General features: G+C 68.2%; 15 protein-coding genes. 6 read left to right on the plus strand and 9 right to left on the minus strand.

The features are described from left to right. Positions 1 to 14: 14 nt before the first annotated feature. The 5 genes from VFW84_RS13590 (at position 15) to VFW84_RS13610 (ending at position 4,876) form a co-directional block, all read left to right on the plus strand. Positions 15 to 992: a tetratricopeptide repeat protein gene (locus VFW84_RS13590; RefSeq protein ID WP_414638993.1), complete on the plus strand. Its 978-nt coding sequence runs from the start codon at positions 15 to 17 to the stop codon at positions 990 to 992. Positions 993 to 1,006: 14 nt separating this feature from the next. Continuing rightward, positions 1,007 to 1,954: an alpha/beta fold hydrolase gene (locus VFW84_RS13595; RefSeq protein WP_329680998.1), complete on the plus strand. Its 948-nt coding sequence runs from the start codon at positions 1,007 to 1,009 to the stop codon at positions 1,952 to 1,954. 12 nt (positions 1,955 to 1,966) lie between these two features. Further along, a complete protein-coding gene (locus VFW84_RS13600; protein ID WP_329680999.1) occupies positions 1,967 to 2,824 on the plus strand; it encodes a sulfurtransferase in 858 nt (285 codons plus the stop codon). Between the two features lie 167 nt (positions 2,825 to 2,991). Next, positions 2,992 to 3,831: a dienelactone hydrolase family protein gene (locus VFW84_RS13605; protein ID WP_329681000.1), complete on the plus strand. Its 840-nt coding sequence runs from the start codon at positions 2,992 to 2,994 to the stop codon at positions 3,829 to 3,831. 253 nt (positions 3,832 to 4,084) lie between these two features. Next, positions 4,085 to 4,876, plus strand: coding sequence for a PEP-CTERM sorting domain-containing protein (locus VFW84_RS13610; protein WP_329681001.1), 792 nt, complete (start codon positions 4,085 to 4,087; stop codon positions 4,874 to 4,876). Between the two features lie 7 nt (positions 4,877 to 4,883). Here the strand turns inward: VFW84_RS13610 and VFW84_RS13615 are convergent, their stop codons facing one another. From VFW84_RS13615 to glcE, 6 genes are read right to left on the minus strand one after another with little or no spacing between them, the layout of a single operon-like run. Further along, positions 4,884 to 7,700, minus strand: coding sequence for an ATP-binding protein (locus VFW84_RS13615; protein ID WP_329681002.1), 2,817 nt, complete (start codon positions 7,698 to 7,700; stop codon positions 4,884 to 4,886). A 5-nt stretch (positions 7,701 to 7,705) separates the two neighbouring features. Further along, positions 7,706 to 8,437, minus strand: a complete 732-nt coding sequence (locus tag VFW84_RS13620; protein ID WP_329681003.1) for a hypothetical protein — start codon at positions 8,435 to 8,437, stop codon at positions 7,706 to 7,708. Continuing rightward, a complete protein-coding gene (locus tag VFW84_RS13625) occupies positions 8,434 to 9,765 on the minus strand; it encodes a hypothetical protein (RefSeq protein ID WP_329681004.1) in 1,332 nt (443 codons plus the stop codon). The genes VFW84_RS13620 and VFW84_RS13625 overlap by 4 nt, the downstream gene beginning before the upstream one ends. A 15-nt stretch (positions 9,766 to 9,780) precedes the next feature. Further along, positions 9,781 to 10,260 (minus strand): hypothetical protein, encoded by a 480-nt coding sequence (locus VFW84_RS13630; RefSeq protein ID WP_329681005.1) that lies wholly within the window; start codon positions 10,258 to 10,260, stop codon positions 9,781 to 9,783. 39 nt (positions 10,261 to 10,299) lie between these two features. Further along, positions 10,300 to 11,604 (minus strand): glycolate oxidase subunit GlcF, encoded by a 1,305-nt coding sequence (glcF, locus tag VFW84_RS13635; protein ID WP_329681006.1) that lies wholly within the window; start codon positions 11,602 to 11,604, stop codon positions 10,300 to 10,302. A gap of 1 nt (position 11,605) precedes the next feature. Continuing rightward, the gene (glcE, locus tag VFW84_RS13640; protein WP_329681007.1) at positions 11,606 to 12,784 is read right to left on the minus strand and encodes a glycolate oxidase subunit GlcE; all 1,179 of its coding nucleotides are present in this window, start codon (positions 12,782 to 12,784) and stop codon (positions 11,606 to 11,608) included. Positions 12,785 to 12,822: 38 nt separating this feature from the next. On the opposite strand from glcE, the gene VFW84_RS13645 reads away from it, so the two are divergent. Then, on the plus strand, positions 12,823 to 13,662 hold the full coding sequence (locus VFW84_RS13645; protein ID WP_329681008.1) for a carbon-nitrogen hydrolase family protein: 840 nt from the start codon (positions 12,823 to 12,825) through the stop codon (positions 13,660 to 13,662). Positions 13,663 to 13,669: 7 nt separating this feature from the next. On the opposite strand, the gene VFW84_RS13650 is transcribed toward VFW84_RS13645, so the two are convergent. Genes VFW84_RS13650 through VFW84_RS13660 form a run of 3 tightly spaced genes read right to left on the minus strand, consistent with a single transcriptional unit; the run spans position 13,670 to position 17,518 of the window. Next, positions 13,670 to 14,065 (minus strand): hypothetical protein, encoded by a 396-nt coding sequence (locus VFW84_RS13650; protein ID WP_329681009.1) that lies wholly within the window; start codon positions 14,063 to 14,065, stop codon positions 13,670 to 13,672. 59 nt (positions 14,066 to 14,124) lie between these two features. Further along, positions 14,125 to 15,867 carry a thiamine pyrophosphate-binding protein gene (locus tag VFW84_RS13655; RefSeq protein WP_329681010.1) on the minus strand — a complete coding sequence of 581 codons (1,743 nt, stop codon included), beginning with the start codon at positions 15,865 to 15,867 and terminating at the stop codon, positions 14,125 to 14,127. A gap of 16 nt (positions 15,868 to 15,883) precedes the next feature. Continuing rightward, the gene (locus VFW84_RS13660; protein ID WP_329681011.1) at positions 15,884 to 17,518 is read right to left on the minus strand and encodes an FAD-binding dehydrogenase; all 1,635 of its coding nucleotides are present in this window, start codon (positions 17,516 to 17,518) and stop codon (positions 15,884 to 15,886) included. Positions 17,519 to 17,625 lie beyond the last annotated feature (107 nt).

Below are 17,625 nucleotides of genomic sequence, written 5' to 3' on the forward strand. Positions count from 1 at the left end.
ACCAGGCTCACACCATGATCGACATCACCCTCGAAAACTTCGAAACCGACCTGCTGGCCACCTCGGCCCGGGTGCCTGTTCTGCTGGACATCTGGGCCCCCTGGTGCGGCCCCTGCAAGCAGTTGGGCCCGGTGCTGGAACAGCTGGAGCAGGAGTACGCCGGACGCTTCGTGCTGGCCAAGCTCAATGCGGACGAGCAACCGGAAATTGCCGGCCAGCTCTCGCAGATGTTCGGTGTGCGCTCCATCCCCTTTTGCGTGATGTTCACACAGGGGCAGCCGGTCGATGGATTTGTGGGGGCTTTGCCCGCCGAAAAGATCCGCGAATTCCTGGCCAAGCATGTGCCCGGCGAAGGCGAGATCGAATCCCTGGTGGAGACACAAGAGGCCGAACATCTGGCCGACGCGGGCGATGCCGACTCGGCCCTGGCCCTGTTGGAAGACGCCCTGGCCAAAGACCCTGACAACGACGAGGCCCGCTTCGATCTGATCAAGCTGTTGCTGTCCGAAGGGGCGCTGGAGCCTGCCCAGGCAGCCTTCGAGCCCATCGCCTCGCGCGCCACGGGCCCGCTGGCCGAGCAGCGCGTCACGGCCTTTGGCCGCTACATCGAGGCCCTGGCCCATGCGCGGCAGTGCCGCCGCCCCTCCGAGCTGGCGGCTGCCATCGAGGCCAACAAGCGCGACTTCGAGGCGCGCTTCGATCTGGCCCAGCTCTTTTTTGCCACCGGCCAGTTCACCCAGGCCATGGACGAGCTGCTGGAGATCATCATGCGCGACAAGGGCTGGAGCGATGAGCGGGCGCGCAAGACCTATGTGGCCATTCTGGAGGTGATGAGCAAACCCGTGCCCAAGCCGTCGGCCAAGGCGGCAGCCGCAGCCGCTGCGGCACAAGGGGACAAACCCAAGCTGGAAGTGGCCGGCAAGGTGGCGATGGCCCCGGCCGATCCGGTGATCGACCAGTACCGCCGCAAGCTGAGCATGGCGCTGTTCTGATCCCACCGCCGCCCATGCATCCACCTGCCTCCATCACCCTCGAGCGCGTCACCCTGCCAGGCGCCAGCGCCGAGACGGCGCCCTGGCTCAACTGCCGCACAGCCGGCCCGGCAGGTGCCCCGGTGCTGCTGTTCCTGCACGGTTTTCCGGAGGCGGCCTTTGCCTGGGACGACATGCTGGCGCACTTCGGCGCCCACTATCGCTGCGTGGCCCCCAATCTGCGCGGCTACGATGGCTCGCATGCCCCGGAGGGGGTCGCGGCCTACAAGGCGCAGGAAGTCATCGGCGACCTGATCGCCCTGATCCAGCACGAAGGCGCCCCCGTCGAGGCCGTGATCGCTCATGACTGGGGTGGCGCGCTGGCCTGGGGGTTGGCGGCCCTGGCGCCGCAGCTGATGCGCAAGCTCATCATCCTCAATGCACCGCACCCGGGCCTGTTCCTGCAGGCCCTGCGAGACGATCCCGCCCAGCAGGCCGCCAGCAGCTACATGAACCTGCTGCGTGAACCGGGTGTCGAGCACCGTCTGGCGGCCGATGACTTCCGGCTCATGTGGGGCTTCTTCGAGCGTTTTGGCGGTGCCGCCTGGCTGACCCCCGCCTGGCGCGAACGCTACCGCGCCGCCTGGTCCGCCACACCTCTGGCGGCCCCTGGCACACCTGCGGCCCCGTCTCCGCTCACTGGCCCGCTGAACTACTACCGCGCCTCGCCCCTGCATCCGCCCACCAGCCCGGACGACGCCATCCACCGGCTGCAACTGCCCGAGGCCCTGCTGCATGTGGTCGTGCCCACCCGTGTGATCTGGGGCGAGGCCGACACCGCCCTGCCACCCAGCCTGCTGGACGGGCTGGCCCAGCATGTGCCCGACCTGCAGGTGACACGTCTGAGCGGCCTGAGCCACTGGCTGGTCCACGAAGATCCGGCGGCCGTGGCGACCGCCATCGCGCATGCCCTGACCCACTGATCCGGAGCCCCCATGTTCCCACTGATCTCCGCCCCCGAGTTGCTGAGCCTCATCGCCCGCACAGACCCGGCACCCGAGTTGCTGATCCTGGATGCACGCTTCAGCCTGGCCGACACCGGTGCGGGCGAGCGCGCCTACCTGGAGGGCCACCTGCCCGGCGCCGTGTATGCCCACCTGGACCGTGATCTCTCGGGCCCCAAGACCGGGCTCAACGGCCGCCACCCCTTGCCCGCGCCCGAGGCCTTTGCGCAGACCTTGCGGGCCTGGGGCTTGCGCCCCGCCACCCAGGTGGTGGTCTATGACGATGCCGGTGGCATGTTTGCCGCACGGGCCTGGTGGATGCTGCGCTGGATGGGCCATGACGCCGTGCAGGTGCTCGATGGCGGCTGGCGCGCCTGGGCCGGTCTGAGTGGTGCCAGCCTGAGCACCGCCCCCACCCACCGCCCGGCCGGGGACACCTCTCACCTGAAGCCCCACCTGGACTGGGTGCTGAGCACCGACGACGTGCTGGCGCACCTGGACCAACCCGAGCGCATGCAATTGATCGATGCACGCGCCCCCGACCGCTTCCGGGGCGAGAACGAAACCATCGACCCTGTGGGTGGCCACATCCCTGGCGCGATCAACCGATTCTTCCAACTCAACCTGGACGCGCAAGGCGCCTGGCGCCCTGCGAATGAGTTGCGGCAGGCCTTCGATGCCCTGCTGGATGGACGTGACACCCGCAGCGTGGTCCACCAATGCGGCTCGGGTGTCACCGCCTGTCACAACCTGCTGGCCATGGAGATCGCGGGCCTGCCAGGCTCACGCCTGTATGCCGGCTCGTGGAGTGCCTGGTGCGCCATCCCTGAGCACCCCATGTCGCGTTAGGCACGCTCACCCCGTGGATGAGGGGGGCCTCAGTTTGTCCAAAACGGTACAAACCCCCGTATCGATTCCAGACGCAGGTTTCTAGCATGTGGACGTCACGAATGTGATCCAACGATCTTCATTCAACACTCCACAACAGCACCCTACACGTCGAGGACGGCACTGCCATGAACACCTTCGGTAAATTCGCACTGGCCTTCAGCGCCATGACCCTGGCCGTGGCCGCGCACGCCCAGATCGGCCCCAACCCCACCGAGGCCTCCCTGGAAGCCACGGCCGGCCCCTTCGCCACCGCCAATACCAAGGTGGCCACACCCAGCGGCTACGGCTCCGGCACCGTCTACTACCCCACCACGGCAGGTCAATACGGCCTGGTGGTGGTGGCCCCCGGCTTCACTGAAACCCAGAGCGCGATCAGCTGGTGGGGCCCCCGCCTGGCCTCGCACGGCTTCGTGGTCGTGACCATGGGCACCAAGACCACTCTGGACCAGCCCGAGAGCCGCGGCAAGCAACTGGCCGCCGCGCTCAAGCAGGTCGTCTCTCTGGGTGCCTCTGGCCCCTTCGCTGGCAAGATCGACAGCAGCAAGCAAGCCGTGATGGGTCACTCCATGGGGGGTGGCGGCACACTGGCTGCCGCACGTGACAACCCCACGCTCAAGGCTGCCATCCCCCTGGCACCCTGGCACACCATCAAGACGTGGTCGGGCGTGAAGGTGCCCACCATGATCATCGCCTGCGAGAACGATTTCATCGCCCCGGTCGACACCCACGCCGAGACCTTCTACAACGCCATCCCGGCCACCACGCCCAAGGCCATGCTCGAGCTGGCCGGTGAGGACCACTTCTGCGTGAACAGCAACACCGAAGCCATCAACAAGGCCGTGGACGGCAAGATGGCCACCGCCTGGCTGAAGGTCTTCATGGACAACGATGCGCGCTACAAGCCCTTCATCCAGGACAGCACGCCTGCCACCAACATCTCGCGCTACCTGACCACGGGGCTGTGATCACCTGACCCCTGGTGGCGGCCCTCCCGGGCCGCGCCTGACCCGCCCTCCCCTTGATGGGACGGCGGGTTTTTTCACGTCGACGGACAATCGAAATGCCACCATGACGTCAAATTGTTGCCATTTATCAGCAAACACAGGTTAACACCAATGTCATGCTCCGGTGATTTCAGGACACTGGCTCCATCCCAACCAAAGCACCGGAGGAACACACATGTCTCACCTGTCCCTGACTCACATGGCGCGGATCAGTATGGCTGCAGCCACACTGGTCTGCGCCGCATCAGGCGCCCATGCTCAATTCAACTACCTGTCCCAGTCCCGAAGCATTTCCGCCGTTGCCAATGCCAACGGCGTGGAGCTGGAACCCATCTACTCCTACTACCCCTACAACCCCTACGACCCGCAGAGCGGGGGGCAATACATCTCCGGCTACATCCCTCGGAGCGTAGGCAACACCGACAGCCAGTCACTCCAGGCCGAGGCGGACAACTTCGGTGATTTCGGCGGCACGGTTCAGGCCCATGCCATCTATGAAGACAGCTCCGTCACGTCCACCGCCACGGCCAGCAGCAGCCTTCAGTCGGATCGGATCTCACTGCAGGTGTCGGCCGAACTGGCACACCAGAATCAGCGCTCCCACCCTTTCTCTTACTCGGATCTCGCTGGCGCCAGCATGGATATCACCTTCAGGCTGGATGCCACCACCACCCTGGTGCTGGAGCGCACCACCAACCTGGTCATCCCGGAACCCAACGTCGGCATCATGCACACATCCTTCGCATATGTCAGCCATGCAGCGGACTCACCCCTGTGGTTCTCGGCGGACGAAGGCAACGCCCTGACCTTGGCTGCGGGTGAGTACACCCTCACCCTCACGGACCGACTGGTGCGCTACGACGAGCGAGGCACTGGCACGCTGGCGTCCAGCGTCGTCGTGCGTGCCGTGCCCGAAGCCTCCACCTGGGCCATGATGGGTCTGGGTCTGGTTGGCGTAGCCTTGGGCGCACGCCGCCGTCGCCCGGCCACCCTCGGGGCCGCCTGAGCAACGCTCAGATCACCGACACCTCGGGCCGACGCTGAAGCACGCCGATGGGCGGTGCCCAGCGTGCGCCCTTGGGCTTCTTGGCCGTCACCAGGGTGATGTCGGCGGGCTCGAAGACCTCGACGTTGTGCGTGATGGGCGTGGTCAGCACGTACTGCGCCCGCGTCGATTTCAGGAAGTGCCCCACCAACTGGATGTTGCGCACATCCAGGTGGGCAAAGGGCTCGTCGATGAAGACGAAGCCGCCCGGGGTTTCGTCGTCCTTCATCAGGCCCACCAGCAGGATCAATGACTTGATCACCTGCTGGCCGCCCGAGGCTTCGCCATCATTGAGGCCGATCGAGCCCTTGCCATCGAAATTGAAATTGACCTTGAGCTCGGCCTGGCGCAGCACCGTGTCATCGTTGTCCAGGTGCGGCAGCTCGGCCGACACCTCCACCCCGGCCAGGTGGCCCAGCTCGACGATGTTCTTGCGGTAACGCCGCACCGTGGCCTTGAGCACATCGATGTAGCGCTCACGGGCATTGCCCACGGCCACTCGGGCGGCTTCGTTGCTGGCCTTGCGCTGCGCCAGTTGGTCTTCCTGACGCTGCACGGCGGCGGTCATCAGCGTGAGCTTCTCTTCGACGCTGGCATCGGTCTCCCAGTGCCCCCCCTCCAGTTCGCGCTCCAGGGCCTCGATGCGCAGGCGGGCCTGCGTGGCATTGCCAAAACGATCGCGCAGATGCTCGATGGCCTCGGCGGTGATCCAGCGCGCGGGAAAGCGCTGCTTGAGCGTGCGCGAGTTGGCCGTGCGGTTGCGCAGATCGTCCCAGCGCTGGGTCCAATCGCGGTGGTACTGGTCGGCGCGCTGCTCGCTGGCGTGCAGGCGCTGCTGCACCTGCTCGTACTGGTGGCGGGCCGTGGTATGGGCCACCACCACACTCTGGTGCTGCTGGTTGACGCTCTGCCAGCGCAGGCCGGCATCGGCCCGCGCGCGGCTGAGCTCGGGCAGGGCCTGACGGGCCTGGGCGATCTCTTCGCTGCGGCGGGACAGCTCCTCCGCCGCGCGGTGACCCTGCGCGGCCTGCTGCGCATCCTTGAGCTGGCGCTGCACGGTGGCCTGCTCCTGGGCCAGGGTGGTGAGCTGGCCGTCGAGCTGGGCCAGGCGCTGCTCGATCGACTGGCGACGTGAGGCCAAGGCCGCCGCGCCGAACTGATGCTCGCCCGGGTCAACCCAGACGCTGCGGCCCCCTCGGCCATCGCGGTGATAGGCTTCGGGCGTGATCCACTCCCCGCCCTGCCGGACACCCTCGTCGGTGCTGTCCACGCGCTGGATCTGGCCCAGTTGGCGCAGCAGCCACACGGGGGCCTTGGCCGACAGGCGCAGCACGGCCAGCAGGCTCTGAGGATCGGGCTGCGCCGGGGCCTCGGCGGCGTCGGCCACCACGTAGTGGCGGTAACGCTCGCGCTCGGCCAGAGCCATGGCCTGGGCCTCGTCACTGGCGCGCTGCAACACCACGACCCAACGCACGCCGCGCAGCACGCCTTCGGCCGCCGCGCGCCAGCGTTCATCGGCGATCTCGATCACATCGGCCATCAGGTGGTGGGTGATGCCCGCGTCGTTGAGGCGGCGCTGAAAGCGCAGCACCTCAGGCGGCGGCGGCGCCTGGCGCTGTCCCTGCAGGCGGGCCAGGGCCTGTTCGGCCGCCTGGCGCTGATCGCTCAGGCGTTGCCAGTCAGCCGCCAGGGCCTGCTTGCGGGCTTCCAGTTCCTGCACCCGCGAGCTCAACTGCGAGGCATCACTTTCCACGGCCGCCAGGGCTTCGAGCTCCTGGGCGTGCTTGATCAGGGCTTCGAGCGGCCGCTCGGCTTCACGGGCGGCGCTCAGGGTGCGCTGGGCCGCCTCTCGCTCGGCGTCCAGGGCCTCCATGCGCGCGGCGGTCGCGGTCTGCTCGTCGAGCAGGCGCAGCAACTCGGCCTTGAGCTCGGCGCGCTGGCGGCCTTCGGCGGCATGGTGGTGGCGCTGGCGCTGCATCTCGCGCAAGCGCGCGGTGAGCTGCTGGCGCTCTTCATGCCAGGCCAGCACGGGAATGGCCTCGGTGGCCAGGGTCTCGCGCTCACGCAGCTTGAGCTGGTATTGCTGGTAGAGGTTGGCACGCGCTTCGAGCTGTGCGCGCTGGGCCTGGCCGTGGGCCAGCTCACGCCCGGCCGCCTCGACCTCATCGCTCAACTGGCGCTGGTGGCCCCGGGCCTCTTCATAGCGGTCCAGCACCTCCTGGTCACCGAACACGTCAAAAACCAGGCGCAGCAACTCCTTGGGCGAGTACTCGCACAGGCGGTCGGTCTGGCCTTGCTCCAAGGCCAGCACCCGCGCGATGGCGCGGCTCAGACCCGCGCCCTCCAAGCGCTTGCGCCAGTGCTCGATGCCCAGCCAGTCCTTGTCGGGCACGCCCACCAGGGTCTCGATGGCGACATCCCCATCGACCATGATGTAGCGACGCTGCCAATCTCCGCCATTGCGCTCGATGCGGCACACCAGGGTGACGGTGTCGGCATAGAGCAGGCAGCGTGCAAAGGGGCGATTCGAGGCTTGTCGCGTGCGGGGGCGGTTGTCGACCGTGGCGCGCAGCCAGGCGCTGTCGGCATTGGCGTGGCGCGCATAGGTCTTGTAGCTGCGCCCCCCCGAGCACTCCAGGCCCAGCAAGGTGCGCATGGCGTCCAGCAAGGTGGTCTTGCCCGAGCCATTGGGGCCGGCCACGGTGATGATGGCACCATCGAGCGGCAGGGTCAGGCGCTGGCAGTAGTCCCAGTGCAGCAGTTCGAGGCTTTGCAGATGAAACATCGTGGTCAGACAGAAAGGGGGTCGTCGTCGGGCTCGGCGGGGTCCTCCGATGCCGTGAGGGCGGTGTCAGAGGGCCCAGAGGTGCCGGCCGGGCCCGACTGGGCCTGGGCCAGCACCTCGCTGAGCGTACCCTCCAGGATGCGCGAGGCGAGCAGGTCGTAGTCCAGCAGCAGGTCGAGCAAGGGACCTTCGGCGATGTCCTCGCCCTTGCGGACGATGAAGCCGTGGTTCTCCAGGCGCTTGAGGTTGCCGTCCATGCGCGTCTTCTTGCCCAGTTGCACTCCGAAGTCGGCCAGCAGGGCGCGGTAGGACACGAGGGGGCTGACGCTGGCGGCCGTCGGCAAGGGCCGATCGGTATGGAACATCTCGTTTTGCCCGTCAGATTCAAAGCTGGCAGCACGCGCGGCCTGGCGCTCCCGCTTGGGCAGGATGATCTGGGACCACAGCACCACCAGCAGTGAGACAGCATCACGCGGCAGATCGATGTTGTTGTGGCTGTTGAGGCCCGCCTCCCCAAACACGGCGTGTTCGGCCGGGCGCAGCAGGGCCACGGACACATGGTCGGCATGCAGGTTGTCGATCAGGCGCAGGCCCACCTGGGCCAGTCGGTCCTGCACGGCCTGCCACAGGTCGGCATCGATCAGGGCACGCTTGACCCGGGGGTGCTGGCGCGGCAACCAGCGCCGTGCCAGCAGTTCGGCCGCCAGCACGGCGGCATCGTCAAGAGAAGAGCTCATTCGGACTCGGCATCCAGGGGGTGTAAGTGGCCGTCGCTGAGACGGGCCACATCGGGGTCATCCACGGTGCGCACCGTGGTGGAGAGCTGCATGTGCCAGCCCGAGCGGGCCAGATCGCCTGTCATGCCCTTGAGGGTGCAGGCCTGCGCATCGCCCAGCAGGGGCATGAGCTGCAGGCGGTAGGCGGCCTGCGCAAAGCGACCGCCCAGCACGGCCTGGTCGATGGGGCGCGGTGCGCGCTCGGGCTCGGCCAGGGCATCGTCAGACACGGGCAAGGGCGCCTGGCGCCAGCGGTCCAGCAGGCCGATGAGGGCGCCCAGCTCGACCGGCATGTGCAGGGTCTCCAGGTGCCCCGCACCGGCCTCTGTGGCCGGGGGCAGGCCGCTGGGGCGGGACGGATCCGGGCGATCGCGCTCGAACTCGCCCTCGGTCACATCGACCAGATCGTGCTGGCTGACAAAGACCGGGCGCACGCCGATGGACAGGGCCTCGCCCAGCAGCTCGTGCAGGGCGGGGTGGTGCTGCAGCCAGTGGCGCACATCCGAGGTGGTCAGGCCGGTGCTGCCCAGCGTCACACGCTGGCGATCGGCCTGCTGCAGCGCCCGCGTGAACTGGCTGGCCATGGACAGCAAGCGGGCCTGATCCTGCCCCAGGGCCCGGGCTTCGCGCTCCAGGCGCGGGTCGTCGTGCTCGGCCCGGATCAGGGCGCTCAAGGCCTGCCCGGCGCGATCGACCAGGCTCAGCGCCCGATCAAAGCGGGGCTGGGCCGCCCGCAGACGGGCTTCCGAACCGCTGGCGATCGCCTCGGCGAACTCGTCGTGCAGGCGCGCCAGTTGGGCATGCAGGTGCTTGATCTGGTGGGCATCGACCAGCCCGAGCTGCTGTGCACCGGCCACCTGGGCCAGCAGGGCGGCCATGTCGTCCTGCTCGGTGGGCGCGGCCGTCAGTGAGGCCAGCAGGCCATGCACCTGCTGCGCCAGCGGCGAGAGGTGGTAGTCCTGCGCCGAGGCATCCCAGATCAGCAGTTGCAGATCGCGCAGGCGCTTGAGCACGGACTCCAGCGCCTCGGGCCAGAGCATGTGAAAGAGCTGGCCCAGGTCCTCACGCGCGATGCGCCCCTGAGGCTGGCTGGCCAGCTCCAGAAAACACCACAGACGCAACTGCACCACAGCCTGCGGGCCGCTGAACAGCCCGCGCAAGGCATCGATCACATCCAGGCGCTGGGCCAGCACCCAGGCCATGGGCTGCTCGGGCGCCAGGGCCGGATCGCGGAAATAACTCTCAAAGCTGGAGGCGTCGCCCGGCTCCAGGGGAGAAGACTCGATCATGGCGGGGATTGTGCCTCAGGGAACTGGCCGCCCCTCGTCCTGACGCACCAGGTGCAAACAGGTCGGGCGCCACCACGCGCCCGGGTGCCTCACCCCCGGCAGACCCGGCCAGCGCCAGCGTCTGCGGGGCTCGGGGGCCACCCGCAAGCGCCAGTGCTCGTCCGCCGGGAAGACAAAGCTCACCTCGTCGCCGCCCAGCCACTGCACCTGAGTGAGCAGGCCTGGCACATAAGGTGCGCCGATCTCCAGCGCGTCCCGCACCCGATGATCCGGCCCCACGAGATAGACATGCAAGGCCTCCTCGTAGGGGCAGTCCTCCGTGATGAACAGCAGCATCCCGGCCGACACCACGCCCTGGTGAACCAAGGCCACGCCGTCGAGCTCGACCCCTGTGTCCTGCCCCTGCCACAGCAGGCGGGATCGGGGCATCTCGCCCGGTAGGCGGGCCAGGGCATAAGGTGCCTCAGGCGCGTCTGGCACGTCAGGCATCACCATGACATCCCCCCTTCAGACAACACGTGGCCGTGGTCGAACTCAGCGCCAACCGCCCGCCGGTCCCAGCTCGCCCCGGCCCTGTCCCAGGGATTCGTCGATCAGCTCGATCCAGTGCTTGACACTCACGCTGGTGCCCGATTGCAGGTGAGTGATGCAGCCAATGTTGGCGCTGACCACCACATTGGTGCCCGTGGCCGTCAAGGCGGCGACCTTGGCCTGGCGCAAGGGCTCGGCGATCTCGGGTTGCAGCAGGCTGTAGGCACCACCGGCGCCACAGCACTGGTGGCTGTCGGTGGCCGCCAGCTTCACCTCAAAGCCCAGCTCGCGCAAGGAGGTTTCAATGGGCCCGGCCTTCGCGGCACTGCTGAGCTTGAGCACATGGCTCAGGCTGCAGGGCGGGTGGAAGGTCACCGCGCCCAGCCCACCCACGCGCCGGCGCATCACCACCTTGAGCATGGGCAGCCACTGCGGCAGCAACTCGCCCGGGTCCTTGACCAGGCTGACCACGCGGCGCGCCTTGTCGGCATACGCCGGGTCGCCCGCCAGCAGATGGTCGTAGTCCTTGACCCAGGCTCCGCAGCCCGAGGCATTGACGATGATGGCCTCCACCGTGGCATCGCTCTGGATGTAGGGCCACCAGGCATCGATGTTGCGGCGCGCCTGCGCTCGCGCGCCCTCGACATCCCCCAGGTGCCCCTTGATCGCACCACAACACCCGGCCCCCGTCACCGGCACGGCACGGATGCCGATGGCATCCAGCACGCGGGCAGTGGCCGCATCGATGTGAGGGCGCAGGTGCGGCTGCACGCAGCCCTGCGGCATCAGCACACGCCGGGCATGCACGCTCTTGCGCGCATCGGGCCAGGGCCCCGCCGGCAGGGGCGGCGCCACCGGCACGTGGCGGGCCACGGCCCCGGGCAGCACGGGCCGCAACCAGCGGCCCAGCTTGAGCAAGGGGCCAAAGGCCCGCGAGGGCACCACGGTGCGGATGCCCCAGCGGCGCAGGCGCTCGGCCCAGGGTCGCTGGACCTGCTGGTCCACCACGGCCTGCCCCACCTCCAGCAGCTCGTGGTACTGCACGCCCGAGGGGCAAGTGCTTTCACAGTGGCGACAGCCGATGCAGCGGTCCAGGTGCTCCTGCGTCGTGCGGGTCGGGGTCTGCCCTTCGAAGACCTGCTTCATCAGGTAGATGCGACCCCGTGGCCCATCGAGCTCGTCACCCGTCACGCGGTAGGTCGGACAGGTGGCGTTGCAGAAACCGCAATGCACACAGGAACGCAGCACCCGGTCGGCCTGCTGGCCTTCAGGGGTGCCCTGGTAGAGGGGGGACAAGCGGGTCTGCATCTCAAGCTCCGGCGCGCGGCCACAGCCGCCCGGTGTCAAACACCCCATCGGGGTCAAAGGCGCGCTGCACCTGTCGATGCAGGCGCAGCAGCACAGGCGGCAACACCACGGCAGGGGGCACGGTGCTGACCCAAGCCACCGCGTGGCCGCCCGCACGGGCGGCGGCCTCATGCACCACGGCCGCAGGCGCCGCCGTGCACAGCCAGCGCTGCGCCCCGAACCACTCGATCAAGGTTTCGCCAGGCACCGGTATCGGCTTGGCCGTGGCCGGCACGGACAGGCGCCAGAGCGTCGCGCCCGCCACCCGGCCGCTGTGCACCAGCCCCCGGGCCCGCTCGAAGAACTCGTCTTGCTGGTCACGCAGGCCATCCCAGAAAGTCTGTGCCAGCTCCGGGGGCACCTCCTGCCCTCCGGCCTCTTGCATCAGACGCTGGCCGGCCGAGGCCACCGCGGCCTGCGCGCCACGCAGACGCACGACCAGCAACTCGTCCCACCAGGCCGAGGCATCCAGGGGCACCGGTTGACCGGCCCACTGGTTGATCAGAGCGATGCCCCGCTCCTGCGACAGCTCGAAACGCAGGGTGACCGTGGCCACCGGCTGGGGCAGGACCTTGAGCGTGACCTCGGTCAGCACTCCCAGCGTGCCCATGGAGCCCGCCATCAAACGCGACAGATCAAAACCCGCCACGTTCTTCATGACCGAGCCGCCAAAACGCAGGCTCTGCGCGCGCCCATTGAGCATGCGCACGCCCAGCACGTGGTCACGCACGGCCCCACGCGAAGCGCGACTGGGGCCGCTCAGGCCCGCCGCCACCACCCCCCCGAGGGTGCTGCCCGAAGGTGAGGCCCGCCCACGTGGCGGCTCGAACGCCAGAAACTGCCCCTGCGAGGCCAGCGCGGCCTCCACCTCGGCCAGCGGGGTCCCGGCACGCGCCGTGAGCACCAGCTCACTGGGCTCATAGGCCACGATGCCCTGCCAGGACTGCGTGTCCAGCACCTCGCCGCGGCCGAGGTCACCCAGATGGTCCTTGCTGCCTGCGCCGCGCACCCGCAGGCAGACCCGTCGCTCGCGCGCCTCGCGGATCTGGTCCAGCCAGGCACGCACGGGGGCCGAGAGGTCCTGCGGATCCGTCGCGGCCAGCGCCACATCCGGGGAAGAAAGGTCAACCGAGCTCGTCATGCTCGCAAGCATAGCGGCAAGACGGTACGATGCCGCTCATGAAAGTCGCCGCCTTGCAGATGGTTTCCACTCCCGACGTGGCCGAGAACCTCGCCACGGCCCGGGCCCTGATCGCCCAGGCCGCCGCCGCCGGAGCCGAACTCGTCGCCCTGCCCGAGTACTTCTGCCTGATGGGTTTGCGCGATGGCGACAAGCTGCGCATCGCCGAGGATGCGGCCGACAATGCACTGGAGCGCAGCGACACCCCCCTGCAAACCGCCCTGGCCCAGGCTGCGCGCGAACACCAGGTGTGGGTGATCGGTGGCACCCTGCCCTTGCGCAGCACCGTGCCCGACCGTGTCAGCAACAGCGTGCTGGTCTTCAATCCGCAGGGCCAGCGCGTGGCGCGCTACGACAAGATCCACCTGTTCTGCTTTGACGATGGCCAGCAGCGCTACGACGAGGCCGCCACGCTGACACCCGGACACACCCCGGTGGCCTTCACCCTCCGGGATCGGCTGGGGCTGGACTGGCGCGTGGGCCTGTCGGTCTGCTACGACCTGCGCTTTCCCGAGCTGTTTCGCGCCCTGAGCCGCGAGCAGCCCTGTGATCTGCTGGTGCTGCCCGCCGCCTTCACCCACACGACGGGGCTGGCCCACTGGGAGGTGCTGCTGCGTGCTCGCGCCATCGAAAACCTGTGTCACGTGATGGCCCCGGCGCAGGGCGGCGTGCATGCCAGCGGCCGCCGCACCTTCGGGCACAGCCTGGTCATCGACCCCTGGGGGCAGGTGATGGCGGTCCAGGCGGAAGGCCCGGGGATGGCGCTGGCCGATCTGGATCAGGCTCGGCAGGCCCTGCTGCGCCGACAATTGCCGGCCTTGTCGCACCGGGTGCTGTGAACCTGCCTCAGCGGTCGTCTTCGGGCGAGGGAAGGGGGAGCAACTCCATCATGTCCGAGGCCACCACGCCATCCTGACCCATGGCATCTTGTTCGGCGCCGAACAGGCGCAGGGACTTGGACTGCATGCTGCTGCGGAAATGCTTGCGCTCGAAGAGCTTTTGCTGGGCCTCGCCGGGCAGATCGGTGATGCGCAGGATGTTGCGCTCGATCAGCACGTCGATCAGATCCTCCAGCACCCGCACCAGATCGGCGTCCAGGCCCGCAAAGGAGCGGGCCTCTTCTCCGGCGATCAGGAAGGCCTGCACCTCGGGATGACTCACCGGCAGCACCTGCGAGCCCGGCACGGGATCGCGGTGCACGCTGATGATGGATCCATCGGAATCACGCAGGACATGGCGCATGGCTGGGGGCCCGGTTGGGAAAGGACAACGCTGGTGTGTCAGCTATCGTCCACCTCGACTCAAACTTGAGGTGGACTGATGCGCCGCCACGCCGCCCGAGCCACCATGCGCGCCTTGTTGCCCAGCGAGAGCCGGTCAAAATTGGTCCGCAAGATGCCTTTGGTGAACCGGGTGGCCTTACTGTAGTCGATCCGCACGTCGACCACGACCGGGCGGCCTTGCGCGGCCTGGGCATGGGCGCGTTCGATCACCTGCGCGATCGAGGCATCGCTGTCCATCGCCAGATAGCTCGCCCCGGTGGCATCGGCAATGCCCTTGATGCTCACCTCGGGCAGAACCGTGCACACCTTCTTGTTGTAGGGCAAGGTCTGCGCCTGCGAGATCTGCGAGAGCTCGCCATCATTGAACACATACAGCACCACCCCCAATTGAAGCTGGCTGGCCGTGAGGATCTCCAGACCCGTCATCAGGAAGGCGCCGTCCCCGACCACCCCCACCACCTCACGGTCCCGGTGGGCCAGCTTGGTGCCGATGGCCGCCGGGACACAGTAGCCCATGCAGTTGAAGTCAGAGGGCGAGAACACATGGCCACTGCGCGTGGCCCCGAACAGCTCGGCCACCAGAAAGGTGTGGTTGCCGTCGTCGGTCACCAGATAGCCATCGTCGGGCAGGCGGGTGCGCAAGGCCGTGAAAAAACGCGCGGGGTTGACGCGGTGGCCATTGTCATGGGCCAGCCACTCGGCGGTATAGGCGGCCTTGTCCCGTGCAATGGCCTGCGCCACCGCGTCGCGCCGCACCGCACCCGCGGGCACCTCGGGCAAGGCCTTGAGCAGTGCGCCCAGCACCTGCCGGGCATCGCCCTCGATGGCGATCTCGGCCGGGTAGTTGGCCCCGAAGACCTCCGGCTGGATGTCGACGTGGATCAGCGACCAGGTGGGCTTGAGCCCGAAGCTGCCCGTGGCGATCTCGCCAAATCGCGTGCCCACGGCCAGCAGCACGTCACACTCGGCAAAGGCGTTTTCGCCGGCCGGCACCGCAGCCGGGCCGATGCCCATGCCCGTGTGCAAGGGGTGGGTGGAGGGGAAGACGCTCAGGCCCTGCAAGGTCGTGCCCACAGGCGCGCCCAGGCGATCGGCCAGGGCGGCCACCAGCTCGGTGGCCCGGGCCGCCCCCCATCCCACGAAGATGCCCGGCCGACGGGCCTGCGCCAGGCGCTGGGCCGCACGCTCCACGGCCGCCGCATCGATCGATGGCGTCGACACCACGGGCACGAAGGGTGGCAGCCCCTCGACCTCGCCGGGAAACAGCTGCACATTCACGGGGATCTCGACAAACACCGGGCCAGGCTCGCCCTGTGTGGCCACGCGCCAGGCTTCGTACAGCGTGGGCACGATGTCGCGATGCTCGGTGATCCGCCACTGGGCCTTGGTGATGGGTTTGACCATCGCCAACTGGTCCATCTGGTGCAACTGGTAGCGAAAGCCATGGTCGGTACGCACCCCGCCCGAGATCACGATCATCGGCACGCCCGCCATGAAAGCCTCGCCAATGCCCGGGCTGGCCATGGCCGCGCCGGCGGCCGGCACGATCAGCAAGGTGCCCACGCCATCGGTGGTGCGGCTGATCGCATCGGCCATGAAGGCCCCTGCACACTCATGCGTCACCCGGATCGGCCGCACCGTCTCGGACTGGCTGATCTGATCGTAGATCTCGGTGTTGTGCACCCCGGGGATGCCGAAGGTGTAGCGCACCCCGAGTTGCTCCAGGGCATGGCGCACAAGCTGCGCACCGGTCTGCTTCATAGATTGGTCTCCATCGTCATCGTACGTGCCCGCCCTGTCTGGCCATGTGACGCGCCGCCGCTCGCGCCGTGAGGATGCATCCTGACAGGAAGGTGCCTTCCAGCGAGCCCTCGCCATTGGCCCCGCCACCACCAAAACCGGCGGCCTCACCCGCGGCATACAGCCCCTCGATGGCCTGGCCCCCGGCGTCGAGCACCCGACTGTCCAGATCGGTCTGGATGCCCCCCATGGACTTGCGCGTGAGCAACTGGCAGCGGATCGCGATCAGCGGCCCCGCCGCGGGGTCGAGGAGGGGTGCGGGATCGCAGGTGCGCATCCGATCTCCCAGCCAGCGACGCAACTGGGCGATGCGCCGCAACTGTTCGTCATTGTGAAAACGCGGCCCACGGCGGATCTGCGCATCGTAGGGTGCGATCTCCTGCGCCAAGGTCTGCGCGTCGACCTGCGGGCCGGCGGGCCCGGCGATCGCGTTCATGCGCTCGGCCAGGGACTCCAGCGTGGGCGCCTGCACGACATCCGGACAGTGCGCCAGCAACTCGTCAATCAGGCTGGCATTGCCTCGGAGCATCTGCCAGGCAAAAGCCAGTGCACGGCGATCGCGGATCAGGGGGTTGTGCTCGGCCCCCGAGGCCGCCAGTTCGCGCTCGGCGATGCGGCGGTTGAGCACCTGCCAGGTGTGGGGCCAGGCCGCCCGTGCGATCTGCGCCACCATCTCGCGGGTATCGAAACCGGTGACCAGGGGCATCGGCCCGATGCGTCGGCCCAGCGGGTCGAGCCACAGCCCGGACTTGGCCGGGATCAGGCTCAGACCATGTCCCTCGAACTGCGCATGGGGGTGGCGCACCCCCGCCGCGTAGTTCCACATCCAGTCCAGGTGGGTGACCTGCCCCCCCACGGCGCGCGTCGCATCATGGAGGCTGCCGTCCGCCCAGGGATGCGAACCATTGAGCAGGGTATCGGGGGGCGCGACGCCCCAGTCGGCCGGCCAGTGCCGACGCACACGCGACAAATCCCCCGTGATGCCACCCGCGGCGATGAGCACCTGCTCGGCCTCGATCGACAAGGGCTGCCCGGTGCGCTCGTCCACCGCTTCACAGCCCTGGATGCGCGCGCCCTGACGGCTCAGCGCGGTCACGCGACAGCGCGAGCGCACCGTCAGGGCCGCACGACGCGGGTGCCGCCACAGGGCCTGCAGCAGGGTCAAGGTCATGTGGCGCGAGGTGCCCCACAGCACATGGTAGCGAGGCACCGAATTGCCCGGCTTCATGAGCCCACGCTCCACCCACTGCACCGCCGGAATGAAACGCAAGCCCCAGGTCTTCAACCAGTCGTAGACCTCGGGCACACAGCGAGAAACATAGTGCTCGGCCCACCGGCGGGGCCAGACGTCTTCAGGCCCGAAATGCGCGAAGCCCAACCAGTCCTGCAAGGCCAGCTCGGCACTGTCACGGATGCCCGACAGACGCTGCAGGGGCGTGTCCACCAGGGCCATGCCGCCAAAGGCCTGCAGGGCCAGCCCACCCAGTTGCGATTCCTCGCCGCGATCGACCAGCATGACCTGCCTGCCTGCCGACAGCAACTCCAGCGTCGCCACGATGCCCGTGAGGCCGCCGCCCACCACGAGGGTCTCGGTACGGAGTGCGCTTGCCATGGATGAAACGATGCGGGGATCGACTGGAAATGTCAATGAAGCGCATCATCACCCACCGCCCCTGTCCGCGACTGTCGCCGGACCGACAAGCCCGGCGCGCCGCTCTT

Source organism: Aquabacterium sp., assembly GCF_036279655.1.
In the GTDB taxonomy this organism is placed as follows: domain Bacteria; phylum Pseudomonadota; class Gammaproteobacteria; order Burkholderiales; family Burkholderiaceae_C; genus Aquabacterium.

Coding starts and splice junctions, on each gene's coding strand:
- VFW84_RS13620 (WP_329681003.1), bottom strand. CDS start 8,437: ATGAGCTCTTCTCTTGACGATGCCGCCGTGCTGGCGGCCGAACTGCTG.
- VFW84_RS13590 (WP_414638993.1), top strand. CDS start 15: ATGATCGACATCACCCTCGAAAACTTCGAAACCGACCTGCTGGCCACC.
- VFW84_RS13630 (WP_329681005.1), bottom strand. CDS start 10,260: ATGGTGATGCCTGACGTGCCAGACGCGCCTGAGGCACCTTATGCCCTG.
- VFW84_RS13595 (WP_329680998.1), top strand. CDS start 1,007: ATGCATCCACCTGCCTCCATCACCCTCGAGCGCGTCACCCTGCCAGGC.
- VFW84_RS13650 (WP_329681009.1), bottom strand. CDS start 14,065: ATGCGCCATGTCCTGCGTGATTCCGATGGATCCATCATCAGCGTGCAC.
- VFW84_RS13605 (WP_329681000.1), top strand. CDS start 2,992: ATGAACACCTTCGGTAAATTCGCACTGGCCTTCAGCGCCATGACCCTG.
- VFW84_RS13600 (WP_329680999.1), top strand. CDS start 1,967: ATGTTCCCACTGATCTCCGCCCCCGAGTTGCTGAGCCTCATCGCCCGC.
- VFW84_RS13660 (WP_329681011.1), bottom strand. CDS start 17,518: ATGGCAAGCGCACTCCGTACCGAGACCCTCGTGGTGGGCGGCGGCCTC.
- VFW84_RS13615 (WP_329681002.1), bottom strand. CDS start 7,700: ATGTTTCATCTGCAAAGCCTCGAACTGCTGCACTGGGACTACTGCCAG.
- glcE (WP_329681007.1), bottom strand. CDS start 12,784: ATGACGAGCTCGGTTGACCTTTCTTCCCCGGATGTGGCGCTGGCCGCG.
- VFW84_RS13625 (WP_329681004.1), bottom strand. CDS start 9,765: ATGATCGAGTCTTCTCCCCTGGAGCCGGGCGACGCCTCCAGCTTTGAG.
- VFW84_RS13655 (WP_329681010.1), bottom strand. CDS start 15,867: ATGAAGCAGACCGGTGCGCAGCTTGTGCGCCATGCCCTGGAGCAACTC.
- glcF (WP_329681006.1), bottom strand. CDS start 11,604: ATGCAGACCCGCTTGTCCCCCCTCTACCAGGGCACCCCTGAAGGCCAG.
- VFW84_RS13645 (WP_329681008.1), top strand. CDS start 12,823: ATGAAAGTCGCCGCCTTGCAGATGGTTTCCACTCCCGACGTGGCCGAG.
- VFW84_RS13610 (WP_329681001.1), top strand. CDS start 4,085: ATGGCTGCAGCCACACTGGTCTGCGCCGCATCAGGCGCCCATGCTCAA.